This window comes from Robertmurraya sp. DFI.2.37 (assembly GCF_029211245.1).
Classification (GTDB): Bacteria; Bacillota; Bacilli; order Bacillales; family Cytobacillaceae; genus Robertmurraya; species Robertmurraya methanolica_A.
Genome location: NZ_JARGEJ010000023.1, coordinates 1 through 21,476 on the forward strand (window position 1 = coordinate 1; position 21,476 = coordinate 21,476).

Genomic DNA, 21,476 nt, shown 5'->3' on the forward strand with positions numbered 1-21,476 from the left:
TTCGCCTTTTTAAACCATTGAGAAAACCATTCCTTAAGATGATAAGCCTTCCGTAATTCATTCGAAAAACCTAAGTAACGCTCTAAGTACCATCGATCGTCTTCCGTTAACTTCTCTGAGTTCCTATAAGGTGTATCGGAAAGATACTCTTTTTTTCCTGAGTGTAAATAGATGGCGAAATGCGCAATAAGCATTGAAGTGCGCACAATTATTCCTTAAATCAGCCCAATCCAACGCCAGAAACCACTTAACCTTACCAAATCCCCACAACTCAACGTAAACAAAAATCCAATCAAACGTACACTTATCAGCACAAAATCGCGCGCAATCACCAGCGGATGGGAGCATTCAGCCTAAAGCTCAGTTCTCAAAAAACCATACCGTCAGTCGAGTATGAACAAACGAACGAAAAGAGTTACCTTATGAAGCTTTTCTGCATCTATAAAAAGGGGGGCGCGATTGATCATAATATTAGGAAGGAACATTCAACGATCTATTTCATTAATATCGTTTGAAAGTCACAAAAAATGGGGAAAATTAGTAAGGTGAATAAAGGAGAGCACCCTTTTAAACGTCCCGTAATTAAAGAAAAAATCGCCCTATGAATTGTCAAGGTTCCTTCGTTGCAAATTGGCGTCTTCTTCATGTATAATAAAAGTCAAATATAGTCAAAGTCAGATAGGAGGGGGTCTTTTGAGGAATATCTCCGACGTCATTGAACATTACTTGAAACAAGTATTGGAAATGAGCGAAAAAGAGATTGTTGAAATTAAGAGAAGTGAAATTGCTGACAAGTTTCAATGCGTCCCATCTCAAATCAACTATGTGATCAATACGCGATTTACGATTGAAAAAGGTTATATTGTTGAAAGCAAAAGAGGTGGTGGAGGCTATATCCGGATCATGAGAGTCCAATCTTATGATCATGCAGACCTTATTGACCAACTATTATCGATTATTGATAATCGGATATCGCAAAATAGTGCCGAAAATGTGATATATCGACTTGTTGAAGAAGAAGTTATTTCAAAAAGAGAAGCAAAGATTATGCTTAGTGTTATGGATCGTTCGGTATTATATATTGATTTACCGTATAGAGATGAGCTTCGTTCAAGAATGATAAAAGCAATGCTCACTACTCTTAAATATAAATAAAGAGAGTATAAGGGGTGATAGGACAATGAAGTGTCAAGAATGCCAAGAAAGAGAAGCAACCTTGCATTTTACACAAGTTAATAATGGAGAAAAAACAGTCCTGCATTTATGTGAAAAGTGTGCTCAAGAAAAAGGGGAAGCCTTTATCGTAAATACAGGGGGATTTTCTATTAATAATTTATTGGCTGGTTTGTTCAATCTCCAAAACAATTTTCAACCAGCGAAGCAAGCGCAAGCACCGCTTTATAAAGAGGATAGCTTGCGTTGTGATGAATGCTCGATGACCTATGAGCAGTTTGTCAAAATAGGTCGATTTGGTTGTGCAAATTGCTATGAAACTTTTAAAGGTCAATTAAATCCAATTATTAGACGTTTGCATAGTGGAAATTGGACGCATAATGGGAAGATACCAAGGCGAATAGGAGGAAGCCTCCATGTTCGTAAAAACATTGAAAATCTAAAGCAAACGATTCAAGAACTTATCTCTCGTGAAGAATTTGAAAAAGCAGCAGAAATTCGCGATCAAATACGCTTATTAGAAAAACAATTAGAGCGTAGTAATGAGGGAGGATATTGACATGTCATTGGAGAGGTTCTTAAACCAAGCAGTAAGCTCATGGATGAGTGCGGAAGGTCCCAATTCAGACATTGTATTAAGTTCGCGAATACGTTTGGCTAGAAATTTCAAGGATTATAAATTTCCGACAGTATTTACAAGTGAAGAGGGACAGAAAGTAATTGACGCTGTTTACCAAAGTGTAAGTGGACATCCATTTTCCTCGATTGGAACTCTGGAATTATTAGTGATGGATGACCTTCAGCCGTTGCAAAAAAGGGTGTTGGTAGAGAAGCATTTAATTAGTCCGTATCTTGAGAAAAATGCTGTATTAGGTGCATGTATTCTTTCAGAGAATGAAGAAGTCAGCATCATGGTGAATGAAGAAGACCATATTCGGATTCAATGTTTGTTTCCTGGGCTACAAATTTCAGAAGCATTGAAAGTCGCCAATGAAATTGATGATCATATCGAAAAGCAAGTAGATTATGCATACGATGAACAGATTGGTTATTTAACAAGCTGTCCGACTAATGTAGGGACAGGGATGAGAGCGTCCGTCATGATGCATTTGCCTGGTCTTGTCCTTACCCATCAGTTAAATCGGATTATACCGGCGATCAATCAGCTTGGATTAGTAGTGAGAGGGATATATGGTGAAGGCAGCGAGGCATTGGGCAATATTTTCCAAATATCCAATCAAATTACTCTAGGGAAATCGGAAGAGGATATTGTTGAAGATCTTCAAGGTGTCGTGGCCCAATTAATTTCCGAGGAAAGATCAGCAAGAGAAGCATTAGCAAAAACTTCAAACATACAATTAGAAGACAAAGTTTTTCGCTCATATGGTGTCCTGTCTAATTGTCGAGTAATTGAAAGCAAAGAAGCGGCAAGCTGTTTATCAGATGTCCGTTTAGGGATTGATATGGGATTCATTAAAAATATTTCTAAAAATATCTTGAACGAACTGATGATTCTCACTCAGCCAGGATTTTTGCAACAATATGCTGGGGGTCCTTTAAGACCAGATGAACGGGATGTAAGGCGTGCTTCATTAATAAGAGAAAGATTGAATATGGAACATTAATAAACCTAACTTGGTAGGGAGGATATAGACGATGATGTTTGGACGATTTACAGAAAGAGCTCAAAAAGTATTAGCTTTAGCGCAAGAGGAAGCGAATCGTTTAGGTCATAACAATATTGGAACGGAACATGTATTGCTAGGTCTTGTCCGCGAAGGTGAAGGGATAGCTGCCAAAGCTCTTTATGCATTGGGATTAGGTTCTGACAAAATTCAAGAAGAGGTGGAGAACTTAATCGGCAGAGGTCAAGATGCCTCGCAGACGCCGCACTACACACCGAGAGCGAAAAAAGTGATCGAGCTATCGATGGATGAGGCCCGGAAACTAGGCCATTCATATGTTGGAACGGAGCATATTCTCCTTGGTTTAATTCGTGAGGGTGAAGGTGTAGCAGCCCGTGTATTAAATAATTTAGGTGTTAGCTTAAACAAGGCACGTCAGCAGGTTCTCCAATTATTAGGTAGCAATGAATCTGCAGGACATCAAGGCGGTTCTGCGGCAAGTGCAAATACACCAACATTAGATAGTTTAGCTCGTGATTTAACAGCGATTGCCCGTGAAGGAAGTCTTGATCCGGTTATTGGCCGTAGCAAAGAAATCCAACGTGTGATTGAAGTGTTAAGCCGTCGTACCAAAAATAATCCTGTTCTTATCGGAGAGCCGGGAGTTGGTAAGACAGCCATTGCTGAAGGTCTTGCTCAACAAATCGTCCATAATGAAGTTCCTGAGATTTTACGAGATAAAAGAGTGATGACATTAGATATGGGAACAGTAGTGGCTGGCACGAAGTATCGCGGCGAATTTGAGGATCGTTTGAAAAAAGTTATGGATGAGATTCGTCAGGCTGGAAATATCATCTTATTCATTGATGAATTGCACACTTTAATTGGTGCCGGTGGAGCAGAAGGAGCGATTGATGCGTCGAATATTTTAAAACCTTCACTGGCTCGTGGAGAACTCCAATGTATCGGTGCGACAACACTTGACGAATATCGAAAATACATTGAAAAGGATGCTGCGCTAGAACGTCGTTTCCAACCGATTACGGTTGACGAGCCGACATCTGAAGAATCTGTGCAAATTTTAAAAGGACTGCGTGACCGTTATGAAGCCCATCATCGCGTCTCGATTACAGATGAAGCGATTGAAGCAGCGGTTAAGTTATCGGATCGTTATATTTCCGATCGGTTCTTACCAGATAAGGCGATCGATTTAATTGATGAGGCAGGTTCTAAAGTAAGGCTTCGTTCCTATACAACACCTCCTAATTTAAAGGAACTTGAGGTGAAATTAGAGGAAGTTCGAAAAGAGAAGGATGCGGCCGTTCAAAGTCAGGAATTTGAGAAGGCAGCTTCACTTAGAGACTCTGAACAGCGTCTGCGTGAACAATTAGAAGAGACGAAGAAAACGTGGAAAGAAAAACAAGGTAAAGAGAATTCAGAAGTAACGGTGGAAGATATCGCGAGTGTCGTATCGAGCTGGACCGGTATTCCAGTCTCTAAATTGGCTCAAACGGAAACACAAAAGCTTCTTAACCTTGAAGAAATCCTCCATTCTCGTGTTATTGGTCAAGAAGAAGCGGTTAATGCCATTTCCAAAGCGGTGCGCAGAGCTCGTGCAGGTTTAAAGGATCCGAAGAGACCGATTGGCTCATTTATTTTCTTGGGACCTACCGGGGTTGGGAAAACAGAACTTGCCCGTGCGTTAGCTGAAGCGATGTTCGGTGACGAAGATGCGATGATTCGAGTAGATATGTCTGAATACATGGAGAAACACTCAACTTCAAGACTTGTTGGTTCGCCTCCAGGATATGTTGGCTATGATGAGGGTGGACAATTAACAGAAAAGGTTCGCAGAAAGCCGTATTCTGTTATCCTCCTTGATGAAATCGAAAAGGCACATCCAGATGTCTTTAACATTTTGCTTCAAGTGCTTGAGGATGGTCGTTTGACAGACTCGAAAGGAAGAACGGTAGATTTCCGCAATACGGTGTTAATCATGACGTCGAATGTCGGTGCAGAATCATTAAAACGCAACAAGTATGTCGGCTTTAATCTTCAAGATGGAGAGCAGGATTATAAAGATATGAAGGGAAAAGTGATGGAGGAATTAAAAAGAGCATTCCGTCCAGAATTCCTAAACCGTATTGACGAAATTATCGTATTCCATGCATTAGAGAAAAAACATTTAACAAATATTGTTACATTAATGTCTGACCAATTAATTAAACGTCTTAATGAACAAGATATTAAATTGCAGCTGACAGCTGCTGCAATAGAGAAGATTGCCGCTGAGGGCTATGATCCAGAATACGGAGCGCGTCCATTAAGAAGAGCGATTCAAAAGCATATTGAAGATCGCTTGTCTGAAGAGCTGCTTAAGGGTACAGTGTTAACAGGGCAAGCGGTGATCATTGATGTAGAAAATGGTGAATTCACCGTGAAATCGAACGCGCCACAGCTTAATAAATAATTGAAATGGGATAAGAGGTATTCGCATTTTACGGTGCGGATACCTTATTTCTTTTTCACTGTTTTCGTAAAATTTTCTAGTATGTATTATTTTCCTTGCCCCTTTATAGGAATTTTAGAGGTAAAATAGATATGTTAGATTGTAACGATGATGTGGGAAGCAATCATTTTTTTAAAAATTTCTACCATTTTGTATGATAATAGAAGTAGATTCACGGATGAGGATGATCAGGTTTGAAAAAAGTAAAAACAGTTTATATTTGTACAAGCTGTGAAACCCAGCACCCTAAATGGCAAGGGTTTTGCAATGGTTGTGGAGAACGGGGAACCCTTGAGGAACAAACAAGTGGCGGTGGTGAATCAAAGCAAACAAAGCCAAGAGTGGCGAGAACCAATGTGGCCGTTAAAAGATTATTAGAGACCAATTCTTCAAAAAGTGATCGACTCGTAACGTCAATCTCCGAATTTAACCGGGTAATGGGTGGTGGTATCGTAAAGGACTCCCTATCGATCATTACAGCGGTCCCTGGGGCTGGGAAGTCCACTCTGCTACTACAGGTAAGTCAGGATTTGGCTTCGAAGGGCTATAAAATTCTCTACGCATCAGGTGAGGAGAGTGAGAGTCAAATTAAAAACCGGGCAGAGCGGATTTTACCAAGCATTCATGAGAATATTTGGATTCATTCTGATACGAGCATGAACAATGTGTTAGGGATCATTGAAGCGGTTGATGCAGACGTCGTCATTATTGACAGTATTCAAACCTTTGTACTAGAGGAATACCCTTCAAGGCCTGGAAGCCCAACGCAAACGATGGAATGTGCCAACGCGATGCTGAAAGTGGCAAAAAGTGCAGAGCGGCCAAGAGCGGTGATGATGGTCGGACAGATGACAAAGGATAATGAGTTAGCCGGATTACGGGCATTGGAGCATTTAGTTGATACAGTACTTGTTTTAGATGGTGAAGATGGGGAAGAACTAAAGCAGCTTTCCGCTAGCAAAAACCGTTATGGAAGCACAGGGGAAATGGGCTTTTTCTCGATGGAAGAGGATGGTCTAAGAGCGATTGATAATCCTTCTGAATTTTTCATTACGCAACGAAATGAAATCGTGAGCGGAAGTGCGCTTACGGTGATAAAGGAAGGGACAAGGCCAATTATTGTTGAGGTGGAGAGTTTAGTATCTCCGACCTTTACTCCGTACCCATCTCGAATTGGTGAGTGTATGCGTAAGGATCAAATCAATACGCTCACTGCGATATTGGAGCAACGCGCGGGTTTACAGATGCTGACGCAAAATGTCGTTATTAAAACAACTGGAGGCATACGGTTAAAGGAAACGTCTAGCAACCTAGCTGTCCTTATGAGTATTGTCTCTTCTTATAAAGGAAAAGGAATTCCCAATGATGTTGTTTTTATTGCTGATATAGGATTAACAGGGGAATTAAAGAAGGTTCCTACTTTAGAAGCGCGCATTCGTGAAATTGAGCGAATGGGCTATAAAAAAGTATATATTGCCAGAAATGCCTTACGAAACCAAAGTGCTTTTAAAAACATCGAAGTGATCCCGTGTAACACATTAGCCGAAGTAATTGATAAAGTATTCAACGCAACGCCATTTTAATAATGGCGTTTTATTTTGCCTAAGGCATTTGCAACCATCTAGATGGTGAAAATTGACCTTGGCGCATGCCTCAACCGATAGAGAAACGGGAAAAGCTGAAGCAAGTATAAAGCAGGTTGAAGTTTGCTGAACGGCTGATTTTAAAAAACCCATTGAATTCGAATTGTTCATATGCTAGAATTAACGGTTTGTCTTAATTAGGTCTAAATGGCTGTTTAATGCTATAAAACGAACAAAATTAGGTAATATATACCTAATCTCACGATTTAATACGAATATTATTTTGATTATTATATGGATTGTTCGTCTTTTGTTTATTTTACCCAAAATTAGCGAATCATCTCATTTGACACTTTTTTTTTAGGGTGCTACGCTTATATTGTATTAAATGAATGAAAAAAGAGTGGATGGAGAGGAAAAATGAGTTTGCATTTTTCTAATATAACAAACGCGTTAAACTCTTCTAACAAAGTTAAAAAACTCTGTAATATTAGGTTTCAATTTATAGAATTTGTTTATAATGTATAAAGGAGGTGAAGGAATGTTAAAGCGAATAATTCAAGCTTGCTTCCTTATTACAGGTGGAACGCTTGGGATTTTTTTTATTGGTGATTTATTGAATCTACTCAGTTTTGGTGATATTGTGGTCATTAACAATCCTTACGTAACTGCGGTAGTTGGTGCTATTATATTTTATCTTATTTCTTTTTGGGCAGTTGATTATATTGTTAATTTTGTGAAGTGGGTTGAAGAATCATTAGTTAAGGCCCCGATCACAGATATTTTGGCGGTTAGTATTGGTTTAGGGTTTGGACTTGTTATTGCATTTCTAGTAGGATTCGCACTAAATATGATAGAGGTACCGATCGTAAATACTGTGGCTCCTATTTTAATTACATTATTATTCGGTTATTTAGGCTTCCAAGTGGGTTACAAAAAACGAGATGAGTTAATGGCGTTGTTAGCTCGAAATAAGAAGAAGCCTGTTGAAGAAGATGTAGAAGCAGGGGATCGGAATGTCCTGAAGATTTTGGATACGAGCGTCATTATTGACGGTAGAATTGCTGATATTTGTCAAACAGGGTTTCTTGAGGGTACGATTGTCATCCCGCAATTTGTTTTAGGTGAATTACAGCATATTGCCGATTCTTCTGATGTTTTGAAGAGAAACCGAGGACGTAGAGGACTTGATATTTTGAATCGCATTCAAAAAGAGCTCTCGATGAATGTGGAAATTTATGAAGGCGATTTTGAGGATGTTCAAGAGGTCGATAGCAAGCTTGTCAAATTGGCAAAATTAACAAATGGCGTTGTTGTTACAAATGATTTCAACTTAAATAAAGTGTGTGAATTGCAAAAGGTGTCGGTTTTAAATATTAACGATCTTGCCAATGCGGTTAAACCAGTAGTGCTGCCTGGTGAAGAAATGAACGTTCAAGTTATTAAAGATGGAAAAGAGCAAAATCAAGGAATTGCTTATTTGGACGATGGAACAATGATCGTGGTAGAAGGTGGTCGCGATTATATTGGCAAGCATATTGAGGTGTTGGTAACAAGTGTTCTTCAGACATCTGCTGGACGAATGATTTTTGCCAAGCCCAAATTATTAGAAAAAGCTCTATAGTTGAGCTTAGCTAGATAAATAATTAAGTTATTAGTAGGGCTCATTAGAGCTGGATTGGAGTTTATTATGGCTTATGAAGTCATCATTCCTGCTGCCGGACAAGGAAAAAGAATGGGGGCAGGGAAAAACAAGCTTCTTTTAGAAATAAATGATATTCCTGTTCTTATTCATACTTTAAGGGTTTTTGAGGAAGATGAACAATGCGCTGGCATTATATTGGCGATAGCTCCACAGGACGAAAGCTCGTTTAGAAAATTATTAAAAGAGTACGGTATCCACAAAGTTGCAGCAATGGTTTACGGTGGAGAGGAACGGCAATATAGCGTTTATAATGGGCTGCAAGCAGCCACTACCAAAGGTGTCGTGTTAGTTCATGATGGCGCTAGACCTTTCATTGACATTGCGCTTATTCATCGGTTGGTGGCGATAGCGGATGAATATGGTTCGGCGGTAGCAGCGGTTCCTGTAAAGGATACAATCAAGAGAGTTCAACAGAACGAAGTGGTTGAGACCGTGGATCGATCAAGCTTGTGGGCAATTCAAACCCCACAAGCTTTTCGTATGTCTATTCTTAAAAGAGCACATGAGCATGCTCTTGAAATAAATTTTCTTGGAACAGATGAAGCAAGCCTAGTGGAGAAATTGCATTATCCAGTAAAGATTGTTGAAGGAAGTTATGATAATATTAAGCTGACTACGAAAGAAGATCTCTATTTTGCAGAGGCAATTATGAGAAAGACTGGGCGTTGATGAAAGCTTGAGCCTATTGAGGTGATGGCTATGGATGAAAGGTGATAAGGGATGTTTCGAATTGGGCAAGGCTTTGATGTACATCAATTAACAGAGGGAAGGCCGTTGATTATTGGAGGAATTGAAATTCCTCATGAAAAAGGGCTGCTTGGACACTCGGACGCAGATGTGCTTTTACATACGATTACAGACGCATGCCTAGGAGCGGTTGGAGAAGGGGATATCGGAAGGCATTTTCCGGATACTGACCCAGCGTTTAAGGACGCTGATTCCGCGCAGCTTCTCGTGCATATTTGGCAAATGATTAAGGAAAAGGGTTATACGTTGGTGAATGCAGATTGTACGATTATTGCCCAAAATCCAAAAATGGCCCCTTACATAGAACAAATGAAAGTAAGAATCGCAGAGTTATTAGAGTGTGACCCTGGGCAAATTAATGTGAAGGCAACAACGACGGAAAAGCTTGGCTTCACTGGTAGAGGGGAAGGAATTGCTGCACAAGCAGTTGTATTATTGCAGAAAGAGAAATGATTTTCATGTTACAATGAGGAGACATGAATTCATATAGGAGGAACATTATGTCAAACGATATTCGAGTTCGTTATGCTCCAAGTCCAACGGGGCATTTGCATATTGGAAATGCACGAACTGCTTTATTTAATTATTTATTTGCCCGCAACCAAGGCGGGAAGTTTATTATTCGTATAGAAGATACGGATAAAAAGCGCAATATAGCTGGAGGAGAAGAAAGTCAGCTAAAGTATTTAAAGTGGCTTGGCGTTGAATGGGATGAGAGCATAGATGTAGATGGTGGTTATGGACCTTACCGTCAATCTGAAAGAAATGAAATCTATGCTAAATACTACCAGGAGCTTCTTGATAAAGGTCTAGCTTATAAATGCTATTGTACGGAAGAAGAATTAGAAGCGGAAAGAGAAGCGCAAAGCGATTCTAAGCAAATTGCTGGTTATTCTGGTCGGTGCCGTCATTTAACAGAAGCACAAAAAGAACAATTTGAAAAAGAAGGTAGACAACCGAGCATTCGTTTTCGTGTACCGGAAGGGCGAGTATATGCTTTTGATGATATGGTGAAAGGGAATGTATCTTTTGACTCTGATGGGGTTGGAGGAGATTTTGTTATCGTCAAAAAGGATGGCACGCCAACTTATAACTTTGCTGTTGCGGTCGATGATTATTTAATGAGCATCACCCATGTTTTACGTGGGGATGATCATATTTCCAATACACCTAAACAGTTGATGATTTATGAAGCTTTAAACTGGCAAGCTCCTGTTTTTGGACATATGACGCTCATCGTTAATGAAAATCGCAAAAAGCTAAGCAAGCGCGATGAGTCGATTATTCAATTTATTGAGCAATACGAAGAGCTAGGATATCTTCCAGAAGCGTTATTCAACTTTATTGCATTGCTTGGTTGGTCTCCAGCTGGTGAAGAGGAGATCTACTCCAAGGATGAATTAATTAACATATTTGATGCTGAAAGATTGTCTAAATCACCGGCATTGTTTGATAAGCAGAAGTTGGCTTGGATGAATAATCAGTATATGAAAAAGCTAGAAACTGATAAGCTGGTAGAGATTTCATTGCCTCATCTAATTAAAGCAGGTCGAGTGAGTGAAAATATGACCGAAGCAGAAAAGCAATGGGTTCATGATTTAATTGCTCTTTATCAGGAACAAATGAGCTATGGTGCAGAGATCGTCGAGCTCTCTGAGTTGTTCTTTAAGGATGAAGTGACAAGAGATGATGAGGCCGAGGCGGTTCTGGCTGATGAAGATGTTCCAGCTGTATTGGCTGCCTTTTTACAAGAGGTCGAGCAAGCAGATGAATTGACCGCAGATGGGATTAAGGCTTCCATTAAAGCCGTTCAGAAAAGTACGGGTCAAAAAGGAAAGAAATTATTTATGCCTATTCGTGTTGCTACAACTGGGCAAACTCACGGACCGGACTTGCCAAAAGCGATAGCTTTATTAGGACAGAAGAAGGTAATAAGTCGTTTAAAGCAGCTTTTATAAGTTAAATGGATTTATTTCTTTCACTAGTGGGAATCTACTAGTTAACAGTTTTGGGAAAATGTAATATAGTATAAGTAAAATTATTGAATCAATGCTTAAAATACAGGGAAAATGTTGATGAGGAAAAGTAGGAAAATGATGCTTTCAAGAGAGAACCAAGGAAAAATCGATGTGAGATTTTTTCAGCTGAGATTGGTTTAAAGCCCCTCTTTTTCTGAAATGCGCCTCTGAGTCTCATTTCGAAAGGGTTTGTCCTTAGTAGATTTTGGGCGGGTTGCGACCGTTAAACGCTTAAAAGTTGAGGTTGAGCTTTTCAACCTAAACAGAGTGGAACCGCGCGAAAATGCGTCTCTGTCTTATGGACAGGGGCGCATTTTTTTAGTTGTTACGATTTTTTGACGATGAAAAGCGCACAAAACTAATTTTTGGTTTATGCACAATATGGTTTAATACCGCGTTAATCTAAATGCTGTTAGACTTGAAAGGGGGAAGAGAGAATGTTTAAGATGTTGAAGGAAGATATTGAGGTTGTCTTTGATCAAGATCCAGCTGCAAGGACTTATCTTGAAGTTATTTTAACTTACTCCGGGTTGCATGCGATATGGAGTCACCGCATTGCGCACGCCTTTTATAAAAGAAAACTTTATTTTATTGCACGAGTTATTTCGCAAATTAGCCGTTTTTTTACGGGCATTGAAATTCACCCTGGTGCAAAAATAGGCCGCCGCTTTTTCATTGATCATGGCATGGGAGTCGTTATAGGAGAGACATGTGAGATTGGTGACAATGTTACTGTGTTTCAGGGTGTCACGCTAGGTGGTACTGGGAAGGAAAAAGGAAAACGTCATCCGACCATTAAAGATAATGCCTTAATCGCCACAGGAGCTAAAGTACTAGGTTCGATTACAGTAGGGGAAAATTCTAAAATAGGTGCTGGCTCTGTCGTATTGAAGGAGGTTCCGCCGAATTCTACAGTAGTGGGGATTCCGGGTAAAGTTGTGATCCAAGATGGCGTAAGGCTCAACAAAGATTTAAATCATTCCGATCTTCCCGATCCTGTTGCAGACCGATTTAAAATGTTAGAAGAAAAAATAAAGCAATTGCAGAAGGAAATAGATGAGTTACAGCGAGAAAGGAGTATGTAGAATGACGATTAAAGTGTATAATACGCTCACAAGAAAAAAAGAAGATTTCATTCCCTTAGAAGAGGGAAAGGTGAAAATGTATGTGTGCGGACCGACTGTATACAATTATATTCATATTGGAAATGCACGTCCGGCAATCGTATTTGATACAGTTAGAAGGTACTTTCAATTTCGTGGTTTTGATGTGAAATTCATTTCTAATTTTACAGATGTTGATGATAAGCTTATTCGAGTAGCTAATGAATTAGGAGAAGAGGTTCCTGATATTGCTAATCGCTTTATTGAGGCTTACCATGAAGATGTCCATGCTTTAGGTTGCCAAGAGGCAGATGTTCATCCTCGAGTAACAGAAAATATGGATATCATTATTGATTTTATAAGTACGTTAATGGCAAAAGGGTATGCTTATGAATCAGATGGAGATGTCTATTATCATACACGAAAGTTCAAGGAGTATGGGAAGCTTTCCCATCAATCAATTGATGAACTTCGAGTGGGTGCGCGCATAGCAGTTGGAGAGAAAAAACAAGATGCGCTAGATTTTGCTCTTTGGAAAGCGGCGAAGCCTGGTGAAATTTCTTGGGAAAGCCCTTGGGGAAAAGGAAGACCAGGTTGGCATATTGAATGCTCGGCAATGGCAAGAAAATATTTAGGGGATACCATTGATATTCATGCTGGCGGACAGGACTTGGCTTTTCCTCACCATGAAAATGAAATAGCGCAATCTGAGGCGCTAACAGAAAAAGCGTTTGCCCGATACTGGATGCATAATGGCTATATTAATATTGATAATGAAAAGATGTCTAAATCATTAGGGAACTTTGTCCTTGTTCATGACATTATTAAGAGACATGACCCGCAGGTTCTGCGCTTTTTTATGCTGTCAGTTCATTATCGGAATCCGATCAATTATTCAGAGGAACTGCTCGTAAATACCGCGTCAGCGTTGGAGCGAATGAAAACATCCTATCAGAATTTAAAGCATCGCCAAGCGGTAAGCGCTGAATTAACGGATCAAAATCAGCGTTGGCTTGAGCAAATTCAAGGGTTGCGCTCCCAATTTATTGAGGCGATGGATGATGATTTTAACACGGCAAATGCTATTTCTGTTTTGTTTGAATTAGCTAAGCTGGCAAATTTGTATCTTATGGAAAAAAATACGTCTGTTGAAGTAATCGCAGCTCTTATGAATGAATTTAACGAGTTGTTCGATGTATTAGGGTTAAAGCTTGAGGATGATATCCTGTTGGACGAGGAAATTGAAGCGTTGATTGAGAAACGGATTCAGGCTCGGAAGGATCGGGATTTTCAGTTAGCAGATGAGATTCGCGATCAGCTTAAAGATATGAAAATTATTCTAGAAGATACTCCACAAGGTACTCGTTGGAAAAGAGGCTAACGGAATGCTCCCATATGAAAGCAACTTAGAAGTGAAGCAATTAAATAGTTTAGCATTAGCGTATATGGGTGATGCTGTATTTGAGGTTTATGTACGTGAACATCTTATCCAAAATGGACGGGTTAAGCCGCATCATCTTCATAAAGAGGCGACAAAGTACGTGTCAGCAAAAGCACAAGCTAAAATAATTCGCCATTTTCTTGAGCAAAGGCTCTTAACGGAAGAAGAGATTGCCGTAGTGATGAGAGGGAGAAATGCAAAGTCGGGAACCGTGCCGAAAAATACGGATGTGCAAACGTATCGGTACGGTACTGCCTTTGAGGCGTTGATCGGCTATTTGTATTTATTAAAAAAAGAAGAGCGGTTAGATGAGATTGTTCTGCAGTCATTCGCCGTTGTTGATGATCAGAAAGGAGGAGCCTAAGTGAGTCAAGATTACATTATTGGAAAAAATCCTGTTATTGAGGCGTTAAAATCGGATCGTGATGTGAACAAAGTATTGATTGCAGAAGGTTCTCAAAAAGGGCAAATGCAACAAGTGATTGGCTTGGCGAAGGAAAAGAATGTGATGGTGCAGTTTGTACCGAAGAAAAAAATTGATGGCTTGGTTGAAGGGAATCATCAAGGCGTCATTGCTCAGGTTGCTGCCTATCAGTATGCGGAGCTGGATGATTTGTTTTCCCGCGCGGAGAAAAGGAATGAAGCTCCGTTCTTTCTCCTCCTTGATGAAATTGAAGATCCCCATAATTTAGGTTCAATTATGAGAACAGCCGATGCGGTGGGTGCCCATGGCATTATCATTCCGAAACGAAGAGCGGTTGGATTGACGGCGACAGTAGCAAAGGCGTCGACTGGAGCGATTGAATATATACCAGTCGTAAGAGTAACGAATATGTCAAGAACAATTGATGAGTTGAAAGAACGCGGAGTTTGGATTGCGGGGACGGATGCAAAGGGTAAAGAAGATTTCCGTGAGTTTGACGGCACGCTACCACTCGGTCTAGTAATTGGAAGCGAAGGAAAAGGCATGGGTCGTTTAATTAAGGATAAATGTGATTTTCTCATTCGCTTGCCGATGAAAGGGAAGGTAACATCATTAAATGCTTCCGTAGCGGCTGCACTTCTTATGTATGAAGTATATCGAAAACGTTACCCGCTTGGGTGAAAAATATGGACATCCTGATTGTAGATGGCTATAACATAATCGGTGATTGGCCGGAACTTAAAGAGTTAAAAAATAAAGACTTAGCTGCAGCTCGTGATCGCTTAGTAGAAAAGATGGCAGAATATCAAGCATATTCAGGGTTTCGCGTAATTGTTGTATTTGATGCTCAGTATGTTAAAGGAACAGAAAGAAAATACCGCAATTTTAAAGTGGATGTGATCTTCACACGAACTAATGAAACGGCGGATGAGAGGATTGAAAAGTTAGCTATTTCCTTAAATAATCGTAAGACGCAAATCCATGTGGCGACTTCGGATTATACAGAACAATGGGCAATTTTTGGGCAAGGCGCCCTACGTAAATCAGCAAGAGAACTTTTGATCGAGATGGAATCGATTGAGCAAAAAATTGAAAAGAGAGTCAAAAAAATCCAAGAAAAGGGCCCGAATTCAAGGATACCGCTTACGAAGGAAGTGGCAGAAATTTTCGAAAAATGGCGGAGAGGCGAGAGATGACAGGTTGACGGGGCAAAAAAAGCTACTGTATAATATTGCTAACTAGCTTGTACGGTCGGGGGGATCCTAGTGAGTACTGACTACGGAACAAAAGAAAACGAAAGCTTTATTAATTATGTTCAGCTTGAAGACGAAGAGTTGGTGGAGTTGGTTCATCAAGGTGCAGGAGAGGCCTTGGATTTCCTCATTCACAAGTATCGTAATTTTGTTCGGGCAAAAGCTAGGTCTTATTTTTTAATTGGTGCAGACAAGGAAGATATTGTTCAAGAAGGCATGATTGGTTTGTATAAAGCTATACGTGATTTCAAAGAGGACAAGCTTACTTCTTTTAAAGCGTTTGCAGAGCTCTGTATTACGAGGCAGATTATAACGGCGATCAAAACGGCAACAAGGCAAAAGCATATTCCGCTAAACTCTTATGTCTCGTTGGATAAGCCGATCTATGATGAAGAATCGGATCGTACGTTGATGGACGTGATTTCTGGCGCGAAAGTCATGGATCCTGAAGAGCTTATTATCAATCAAGAAGAATTTGACCATATCGAGATTAAAATGTCTGAGCTCCTAAGTGATTTAGAACGTAAAGTTTTAGCGTTATATTTAGATGGACAATCCTATCAGGAGATATCAGAAGAATTAAATCGCCATGTGAAGTCAATAGATAATGCACTTCAACGTGTCAAAAGAAAGCTAGAAAGATATTTAGAGGTGCGTGAGTTGACTTTGTGAGGTCGTGTCCATAGAGCTTCTCAACGCTTGCTTTTATTACATATTGACAGTGTATCTTGTCCGTGATACAGTTTTAGAGATATAAAAGTAGGTGGCAAAGATGACAAAGAAGGTTGCTCTTGCCTGTTCTCATTGTGGTACTAGAAATTATTCAACTGCAAGTAAAAAGGAAGCAGAGCGTTTAGAATTAAAGAAATTTTGCAATACGTGCAATGCTCATACACTTCATCGTGAAACGAAATAACTGAATTTTGATATAGATTTTTTTCTAATGGCACGCATGTTTTATCATGGAGCATTGTCATTATTTATTCTTCTTAGAACAGCAATTCCTTAAAAAGTTGGAGGTCTACTCATGCAACGCATCGTAAATTTTTTCAAAGATGTCGGCCGTGAAATGGGAAAAGTTAGTTGGCCTAAAAGGAAAGAGCTAACGAGCTATACTATTACGGTTTTAGTTACGGTTATTTTCTTTACCATTTTCTTCGCAGTAATCGATTTGGGGATTTCTGAATTGATTCGTCTAATTCCTTGAATAACCCCCATGACTTAATGGTATAATGGAAAATGTGATAGGAATTTTTTCAAAGCCCGGTGACGGGTTTTTTAATTTGTAAAAAAATGACAGATGTGAAGTTTTGAGAGTTTGAAATGCTAGTGTTGCAGTGCTTGTATTTAGGTTCGCAAGATTTAACTGGGGTTAGTGCCTTTGGAGAATGTGCTTGTAGTGGTGCAGTCTCGTTGAGGAGAATTTGATTTGTGTAGGGAGGGAAGGACGTAGCGTCCTGACAAATGGAAAAGAATTGGTATGTGGTTCATACTTACTCAGGCTATGAGAATAAGGTTAAAACAAACCTTGAGAAGCGCGTTGAGACGATGGGAATGCAAGATAAGATTTTCCGTGTGATTGTGCCAGAGGAAGAAGAAACGGATATTAAAAACGGCAAGAAAAAAACAGTAAAGCGCAAAGTGTTTCCTGGTTATGTATTAGTGGAATTGATCATGACGGATGATTCTTGGTATGTTGTCCGCAACACACCAGGAGTAACCGGATTTGTTGGTTCCGCAGGCTCTGGATCCAAGCCAACACCGCTTTTACAAGAAGAAATTAATTCCATCCTGAAGACGTTAGGTGTCGAAGAGAAAAGAATTGATATTGATTTCGAAATTGGGGAAACAGTCCGTGTTAAAGAGGGGCCATTTGCTAACTTTACAGGCTCTATCGAAGAGATCGATAAAGATAAAGCGAAGTTGAGAGTTCTTGTAAATATGTTTGGCCGTGATACGCCAGTTGAACTGGAATTCACACAAATTGACAAATTATAAATTGTTATTGTAAAACTAGCAATATCATTGTTGGGTATGATCGCTTGTAAGACTAAGCAAGCAGGTTTTTGACAGGTGGTTGACCTGCTTATGTTTGAAAGGGGAACATGACCTCCCCTTTTATTTCTTTTTCGAAAAAACTTGAAATCGAGTTTGAAAAGTGTTAATATTTCATAGGTCAGTATGTCTCGAAAAAGAGACGGAATATTGCCGAGTTCTTTATTTGTGAATATAAAGACAACTAGTTGAGTGGGAGGGTTTATTTTATTCGTAAAATCACCCTATTACCACATCACGGACTTTAAGGAGGTGTGTCTCGTGGCTAAAAAAGTAATTAAGGTAGTAAAATTGCAAATCCCTGCAGCTAAAGCGAATCCAGCACCACCAGTTGGACCGGCACTAGGTCAAGCAGGTGTTAATATCATGGGATTCTGTAAAGAGTTTAACGCTCGTACAGCTGAACAAGCTGGTTTAATCATACCTGTTGAAATTACGGTGTTTGAAGACCGTTCATTCACATTTATTACGAAAACTCCGCCTGCTGCCGTTCTTCTTAAGAAAGCAGCTGGAATCGAGTCTGGTTCTGGTGAACCGAACCGTAATAAGGTAGCAACAGTTAAGCGTGATAAAGTACGCGAGATTGCTGAATCAAAAATGCCTGATTTAAATGCAGCTAGCGTTGAAGCAGCTATGCGCATGGTTGAAGGTACTGCACGCAGCATGGGTATCGTTATCGAAGACTAATTCATGCTTAGTTTAAGGTTGATTAAATGGGGTTGCGACGTTGAATTTGGTTTCACTCGCAACCTTTGTTCTGTCAAAAGCGCTATGCGTTCTTTGGTTGACTAGCAACAGAGCCTATGGGCTCGAGGTTATAAGCCAATCCGTCAAGGAGGTTAAAGAACAACCTCCATGTCGGCTCGTCTTATACTTGTCGCACATGAACGAGGCTCTTGCGCTTTTCGTTTTGTCTAGCTGTGGCACCTAGCCCCTCGAGTGGAAAATTGAAAAGCATTTTCCCTTGGTCATAAGTCAATCCGGAGTGAAGGTTAAGAACAACCTTCTTTCCGGCTCGTCTTGTGCTTGTCTGGGCTGGTCAAGGTGCCTCGCTTTTCTAAGTGGGAGGTTATTCCGCTAAAACCACATTTCAAGGAGGAAATAAAATGACTAAAAAAGGTAAGAAGTATTTAGAAGCTACAAAGCTTGTAGATCGTCTAAAAGCTTATCCTGTAGAAGAAGCAATTGATCTTGCAAAGAAAACAAATTTCGCTAAATTTGATGCAACTGTTGAAGCAGCATTTCGTTTAGGAGTTGATCCTAAGAAAGCTGACCAGCAAATCCGTGGAGCTGTTGTTCTTCCAAATGGAACTGGTAAAACTCAACGTGTATTAGTTTTTGCTAAAGGCGAAAAAATGAAAGAAGCAGAAGCTGCTGGTGCAGATTATGTAGGAGATGCAGAGTACATCAACAAAATCAATCAAGGTTGGTTCGAGTTTGATGTTATCGTTGCAACTCCAGATATGATGGGTGAAGTTGGTAAACTTGGTCGTGTATTAGGACCTAAAGGTTTAATGCCAAACCCTAAAACTGGTACCGTTACTTTTGATGTAACGAAGGCTGTAAATGAAATCAAGGCTGGTAAAGTTGAATACCGCGTTGACAAGTCTGGTAACGTTCATGTGCCAATTGGAAAAGCTTCATTTGAAAACGAAAAATTAGTTGAAAACTTCAACACTATTTTCGACACATTGATGAAGGCGAAGCCAGCGGCAGCAAAAGGAACTTACATGAAAAATGTAACAGTTACGACAACAATGGGACCAGGAGTTAAGGTTGATCCTTCTTCTGTTGCAAAATAATTAAAATATAAATTGACAATCAGGATCGTATTTTATATAATAGATTCTGTTGTGAAAAATAAATAACATTTGTACCGCAGACAGTAGGGGCCTTTCGGCTTAAACCTTCCCTACCGAGGTCATACGATAGATGAATGAATTAGTTGTACTACGACTATTGTATACTTCCTCCATGTCTGTTTGATGTGGAGGTTTTTATTTTATTTAGCCGGATTTGACCTCGGGCTGAATAAAATAAAGTCTCCGGCGGATGCCTTATTCATACTGAGTGGGCGCAAATACGCCAAGGCGCATTTGAATCGGTATAAGTGTAGAAATCTACAGGAGGTGTAAAGATGGGCAACGCTATCGAACAAAAGCAAACAATCGTTGACGAAATTGCTGGTAAACTTAAATCAAGTGTTTCAACAGTTGTTGTTGATTACCGTGGTTTAAACGTTGCAGAAGTAACTGAACTTCGTAAACAACTTCGTGAAGCTGGAATCGAATTCAAAGTGTACAAAAACACTTTAACTCGCCGTGCTGCAGAAGCTACAGAACTTACTGGATTGAATGAGGTTCTTACAGGACCAAACGCAATCGCGTTCAGTACAGAAGATGTAGTTGCACCAGCGAAAATTCTTAATGAATTCGCGAAAAAGCATGAGGCTCTTGAAATTAAAGCAGGTGTTATCGAAGGAAATGTGGCAACAGTTGATGACATTAAAGCTCTTGCAGATCTACCGTCTCGCGAAGGCTTACTTTCTATGTTACTCAGCGTGCTTCAAGCACCTATCCGCAACCTTGCTCTTGCTACAAAAGCTGTGGCAGATCAAAAAGAAGAACAAGGCGCATAAGTTAGAAATTTTGATTGGGTTTTAAAAATAAATCGAAAACATTCCAAGGAGGAAATTAAATCATGACTAAAGAACAAATCATTGAAGCAGTTAAAAACATGACTGTTTTAGAATTAAATGACCTAGTAAAAGCTATTGAAGAAGAATTTGGCGTAACTGCTGCTGCTCCTGTAGCTGTTATGGGTGGAGCTGCTGCTGGCGGCGCTGCTGAAGAAAAAACTGAATTTGATGTTGTTCTTGCTTCTGCAGGAGATCAAAAAATCAAAGTTATCAAGGTTGTTCGTGAAATCACAGGTCTTGGTCTTAAAGAAGCAAAAGAACTTGTTGATAACACTCCAAAACCACTTAAAGAAGGAGCTTCTAAAGAAGAAGCTGAAGAAATCAAAGCTAAGCTTGAAGAAGTTGGAGCTGGCGTAGAAGTTAAGTAATTTCATTTATGAATAAAAAGCTCGCTAATACAGCGAGCTTTTTTTGTGTTTCATTATAAACTTTTTTATAATGCATGTAGAAAGAGGTGGAACGATGTCTGAACATTATTATTCACGGGAACAGAAGGTTGAGAGCAATCCGAAGCATTGGAGCTGTACATTACGAGGGTGTGATCTGAAATTTAAGACGGACAATGGTGTCTTTTCGAAAGGAGAGGTCGATTTTGGCTCAAGGCTATTAGTGGAATCGTTTCGTTTACCGGAAATAGCGGGAGAACTTTTGGATGTTGGCTGCGGTTACGGTCCGATCGGATTAGCCTTGGCAAAAGATACAGGACGTCACGTCCATATGGTTGATGTCAACGAACGAGCTTTATCACTGGCGAAGGAAAATGCTGAAATAAATGGAATATCGAACGTATCAATCTATGAAAGTGACTGTCTTACAAATGTTAAGCATCAGCAATTTGCTGCGATCTTAACGAACCCGCCTATTCGTGCTGGTAAAAAAATCGTTCATCAAATTTTTGAACAAAGCTTTGCTTATTTGCAGGATGGGGGAGAGCTTTGGGTTGTCATTCAAAAAAAGCAAGGAGCTCCTTCGGCGATTGAAAAAATAAGTGAGCTTTTTGGCGAAGTGGAAACGGTTGAAAAGAAAAAAGGTTATTTTATTTTACATGCAAAAAAATATTTGACTTGACATTTTCGCTATGATAATATTATACAATGCCAACATAATATAAACTGGTGTAATTACTAATTTCAACGAAAATT

At 39.7% G+C, this 21,476-nt stretch carries 24 protein-coding genes and 2 other annotated features; of the genes, 23 read left to right on the forward strand and 1 reads right to left on the reverse strand.

Annotated elements, in window-relative coordinates; all coding sequences use genetic code 11:
* Nucleotides 1–206: transposase (locus tag PZE06_RS13395; RefSeq protein ID WP_275791697.1), on the reverse strand; the 206-nt coding region annotated here is incomplete at its 3' end.
* A gap of 487 nt (nucleotides 207–693) precedes the next feature.
* Between PZE06_RS13395 and PZE06_RS13400 the strand changes: the two genes are divergently transcribed.
* The 23 genes from PZE06_RS13400 to PZE06_RS13510 all read left to right on the forward strand — a co-directional run bounded on the left by PZE06_RS13400 (nucleotide 694) and on the right by PZE06_RS13510 (nucleotide 21,402).
* Complete coding sequence (locus PZE06_RS13400; protein WP_095313643.1) at nucleotides 694–1,155, forward strand: CtsR family transcriptional regulator; 462 nt, start codon at nucleotides 694–696, stop codon at nucleotides 1,153–1,155.
* A 25-nt stretch (nucleotides 1,156–1,180) separates the two neighbouring features.
* Nucleotides 1,181–1,732 carry a protein-arginine kinase activator protein McsA gene (gene mcsA, locus PZE06_RS13405; protein WP_150916182.1) on the forward strand — a complete coding sequence of 184 codons (552 nt, stop codon included), beginning with the start codon at nucleotides 1,181–1,183 and terminating at the stop codon, nucleotides 1,730–1,732.
* A gap of 1 nt (nucleotide 1,733) precedes the next feature.
* On the forward strand, nucleotides 1,734–2,798 hold the full coding sequence (gene mcsB, locus PZE06_RS13410; RefSeq protein ID WP_150916180.1) for a protein-arginine kinase McsB: 1,065 nt from the start codon (nucleotides 1,734–1,736) through the stop codon (nucleotides 2,796–2,798).
* A gap of 31 nt (nucleotides 2,799–2,829) precedes the next feature.
* The gene (clpC, locus tag PZE06_RS13415; protein ID WP_150916178.1) at nucleotides 2,830–5,268 is read left to right on the forward strand and encodes an ATP-dependent protease ATP-binding subunit ClpC; all 2,439 of its coding nucleotides are present in this window, start codon (nucleotides 2,830–2,832) and stop codon (nucleotides 5,266–5,268) included.
* Nucleotides 5,269–5,501: 233 nt separating this feature from the next.
* On the forward strand, nucleotides 5,502–6,890 hold the full coding sequence (radA, locus tag PZE06_RS13420; protein ID WP_150916176.1) for a DNA repair protein RadA: 1,389 nt from the start codon (nucleotides 5,502–5,504) through the stop codon (nucleotides 6,888–6,890).
* A gap of 541 nt (nucleotides 6,891–7,431) precedes the next feature.
* Nucleotides 7,432–8,514 carry a PIN/TRAM domain-containing protein gene (locus tag PZE06_RS13425; protein ID WP_150916174.1) on the forward strand — a complete coding sequence of 361 codons (1,083 nt, stop codon included), beginning with the start codon at nucleotides 7,432–7,434 and terminating at the stop codon, nucleotides 8,512–8,514.
* A gap of 66 nt (nucleotides 8,515–8,580) precedes the next feature.
* Nucleotides 8,581–9,264 (forward strand): 2-C-methyl-D-erythritol 4-phosphate cytidylyltransferase, encoded by a 684-nt coding sequence (gene ispD / locus PZE06_RS13430; RefSeq protein ID WP_150916172.1) that lies wholly within the window; start codon nucleotides 8,581–8,583, stop codon nucleotides 9,262–9,264.
* Between the two features lie 51 nt (nucleotides 9,265–9,315).
* Complete coding sequence (gene ispF, locus PZE06_RS13435; RefSeq protein ID WP_150916170.1) at nucleotides 9,316–9,795, forward strand: 2-C-methyl-D-erythritol 2,4-cyclodiphosphate synthase; 480 nt, start codon at nucleotides 9,316–9,318, stop codon at nucleotides 9,793–9,795.
* A 47-nt stretch (nucleotides 9,796–9,842) separates the two neighbouring features.
* Nucleotides 9,843–11,300 carry a glutamate--tRNA ligase gene (gene gltX / locus PZE06_RS13440; protein WP_150916168.1) on the forward strand — a complete coding sequence of 486 codons (1,458 nt, stop codon included), beginning with the start codon at nucleotides 9,843–9,845 and terminating at the stop codon, nucleotides 11,298–11,300.
* 105 nt (nucleotides 11,301–11,405) lie between these two features.
* Nucleotides 11,406–11,656 (forward strand) — a binding site (T-box leader).
* A gap of 141 nt (nucleotides 11,657–11,797) precedes the next feature.
* Nucleotides 11,798–12,445 (forward strand): serine O-acetyltransferase, encoded by a 648-nt coding sequence (gene cysE / locus PZE06_RS13445; RefSeq protein WP_150916166.1) that lies wholly within the window; start codon nucleotides 11,798–11,800, stop codon nucleotides 12,443–12,445.
* Between the two features lies 1 nt (nucleotide 12,446).
* Nucleotides 12,447–13,844 carry a cysteine--tRNA ligase gene (cysS, locus tag PZE06_RS13450; RefSeq protein ID WP_150916164.1) on the forward strand — a complete coding sequence of 466 codons (1,398 nt, stop codon included), beginning with the start codon at nucleotides 12,447–12,449 and terminating at the stop codon, nucleotides 13,842–13,844.
* Between the two features lie 4 nt (nucleotides 13,845–13,848).
* Entirely contained in the window at nucleotides 13,849–14,268 is a 420-nt protein-coding gene (locus PZE06_RS13455) for a Mini-ribonuclease 3 (RefSeq protein WP_150916162.1), read from the forward strand.
* Entirely contained in the window at nucleotides 14,269–15,009 is a 741-nt protein-coding gene (rlmB, locus tag PZE06_RS13460) for a 23S rRNA (guanosine(2251)-2'-O)-methyltransferase RlmB (protein WP_150916160.1), read from the forward strand.
* Nucleotides 15,010–15,014: 5 nt separating this feature from the next.
* A complete protein-coding gene (locus PZE06_RS13465) occupies nucleotides 15,015–15,524 on the forward strand; it encodes an NYN domain-containing protein (protein WP_150916158.1) in 510 nt (169 codons plus the stop codon).
* A gap of 69 nt (nucleotides 15,525–15,593) precedes the next feature.
* Nucleotides 15,594–16,253, forward strand: a complete 660-nt coding sequence (gene sigH / locus PZE06_RS13470; RefSeq protein ID WP_095313679.1) for an RNA polymerase sporulation sigma factor SigH — start codon at nucleotides 15,594–15,596, stop codon at nucleotides 16,251–16,253.
* 100 nt (nucleotides 16,254–16,353) lie between these two features.
* Complete coding sequence (gene rpmG / locus PZE06_RS13475; RefSeq protein WP_095313683.1) at nucleotides 16,354–16,497, forward strand: 50S ribosomal protein L33; 144 nt, start codon at nucleotides 16,354–16,356, stop codon at nucleotides 16,495–16,497.
* Nucleotides 16,498–16,608: 111 nt separating this feature from the next.
* Nucleotides 16,609–16,788 carry a preprotein translocase subunit SecE gene (gene secE, locus PZE06_RS13480; RefSeq protein ID WP_150916156.1) on the forward strand — a complete coding sequence of 60 codons (180 nt, stop codon included), beginning with the start codon at nucleotides 16,609–16,611 and terminating at the stop codon, nucleotides 16,786–16,788.
* Between the two features lie 257 nt (nucleotides 16,789–17,045).
* Nucleotides 17,046–17,579 (forward strand): transcription termination/antitermination protein NusG, encoded by a 534-nt coding sequence (gene nusG / locus PZE06_RS13485; protein ID WP_095313688.1) that lies wholly within the window; start codon nucleotides 17,046–17,048, stop codon nucleotides 17,577–17,579.
* Nucleotides 17,580–17,897: 318 nt separating this feature from the next.
* Complete coding sequence (gene rplK, locus PZE06_RS13490) at nucleotides 17,898–18,323, forward strand: 50S ribosomal protein L11 (protein WP_019157072.1); 426 nt, start codon at nucleotides 17,898–17,900, stop codon at nucleotides 18,321–18,323.
* A 374-nt stretch (nucleotides 18,324–18,697) separates the two neighbouring features.
* Nucleotides 18,698–19,438, forward strand: coding sequence for a 50S ribosomal protein L1 (gene rplA / locus PZE06_RS13495; RefSeq protein WP_444544519.1), 741 nt, complete (start codon nucleotides 18,698–18,700; stop codon nucleotides 19,436–19,438).
* A gap of 56 nt (nucleotides 19,439–19,494) precedes the next feature.
* Nucleotides 19,495–19,645, forward strand: a sequence feature (ribosomal protein L10 leader region).
* A gap of 128 nt (nucleotides 19,646–19,773) precedes the next feature.
* Complete coding sequence (gene rplJ, locus PZE06_RS13500) at nucleotides 19,774–20,274, forward strand: 50S ribosomal protein L10 (protein WP_095313695.1); 501 nt, start codon at nucleotides 19,774–19,776, stop codon at nucleotides 20,272–20,274.
* A gap of 62 nt (nucleotides 20,275–20,336) precedes the next feature.
* Nucleotides 20,337–20,702 carry a 50S ribosomal protein L7/L12 gene (gene rplL / locus PZE06_RS13505; protein WP_095313699.1) on the forward strand — a complete coding sequence of 122 codons (366 nt, stop codon included), beginning with the start codon at nucleotides 20,337–20,339 and terminating at the stop codon, nucleotides 20,700–20,702.
* A gap of 94 nt (nucleotides 20,703–20,796) precedes the next feature.
* Nucleotides 20,797–21,402 carry a class I SAM-dependent methyltransferase gene (locus PZE06_RS13510; RefSeq protein ID WP_150916154.1) on the forward strand — a complete coding sequence of 202 codons (606 nt, stop codon included), beginning with the start codon at nucleotides 20,797–20,799 and terminating at the stop codon, nucleotides 21,400–21,402.
* Nucleotides 21,403–21,476: the final 74 nt, after the last annotated feature.

What these genes read in the sequence shown, in the direction of transcription:
- mcsA (WP_150916182.1), top strand. Translation starts at nt 1,181, where the DNA reads ATGAAGTGTCAAGAATGCCAAGAAAGAGAAGCAACCTTGCATTTTACA.
- mcsB (WP_150916180.1), top strand. Translation starts at nt 1,734, where the DNA reads ATGTCATTGGAGAGGTTCTTAAACCAAGCAGTAAGCTCATGGATGAGT.
- clpC (WP_150916178.1), top strand. Translation starts at nt 2,830, where the DNA reads ATGATGTTTGGACGATTTACAGAAAGAGCTCAAAAAGTATTAGCTTTA.
- PZE06_RS13425 (WP_150916174.1), top strand. Translation starts at nt 7,432, where the DNA reads ATGTTAAAGCGAATAATTCAAGCTTGCTTCCTTATTACAGGTGGAACG.
- ispD (WP_150916172.1), top strand. Translation starts at nt 8,581, where the DNA reads ATGGCTTATGAAGTCATCATTCCTGCTGCCGGACAAGGAAAAAGAATG.
- ispF (WP_150916170.1), top strand. Translation starts at nt 9,316, where the DNA reads ATGTTTCGAATTGGGCAAGGCTTTGATGTACATCAATTAACAGAGGGA.
- gltX (WP_150916168.1), top strand. Translation starts at nt 9,843, where the DNA reads ATGTCAAACGATATTCGAGTTCGTTATGCTCCAAGTCCAACGGGGCAT.
- cysE (WP_150916166.1), top strand. Translation starts at nt 11,798, where the DNA reads ATGTTTAAGATGTTGAAGGAAGATATTGAGGTTGTCTTTGATCAAGAT.
- cysS (WP_150916164.1), top strand. Translation starts at nt 12,447, where the DNA reads ATGACGATTAAAGTGTATAATACGCTCACAAGAAAAAAAGAAGATTTC.
- PZE06_RS13455 (WP_150916162.1), top strand. Translation starts at nt 13,849, where the DNA reads ATGCTCCCATATGAAAGCAACTTAGAAGTGAAGCAATTAAATAGTTTA.
- PZE06_RS13465 (WP_150916158.1), top strand. Translation starts at nt 15,015, where the DNA reads ATGGACATCCTGATTGTAGATGGCTATAACATAATCGGTGATTGGCCG.
- rpmG (WP_095313683.1), top strand. Translation starts at nt 16,354, where the DNA reads ATGACAAAGAAGGTTGCTCTTGCCTGTTCTCATTGTGGTACTAGAAAT.
- secE (WP_150916156.1), top strand. Translation starts at nt 16,609, where the DNA reads ATGCAACGCATCGTAAATTTTTTCAAAGATGTCGGCCGTGAAATGGGA.
- nusG (WP_095313688.1), top strand. Translation starts at nt 17,046, where the DNA reads ATGGAAAAGAATTGGTATGTGGTTCATACTTACTCAGGCTATGAGAAT.
- rplJ (WP_095313695.1), top strand. Translation starts at nt 19,774, where the DNA reads ATGGGCAACGCTATCGAACAAAAGCAAACAATCGTTGACGAAATTGCT.
- rplL (WP_095313699.1), top strand. Translation starts at nt 20,337, where the DNA reads ATGACTAAAGAACAAATCATTGAAGCAGTTAAAAACATGACTGTTTTA.
- PZE06_RS13510 (WP_150916154.1), top strand. Translation starts at nt 20,797, where the DNA reads ATGTCTGAACATTATTATTCACGGGAACAGAAGGTTGAGAGCAATCCG.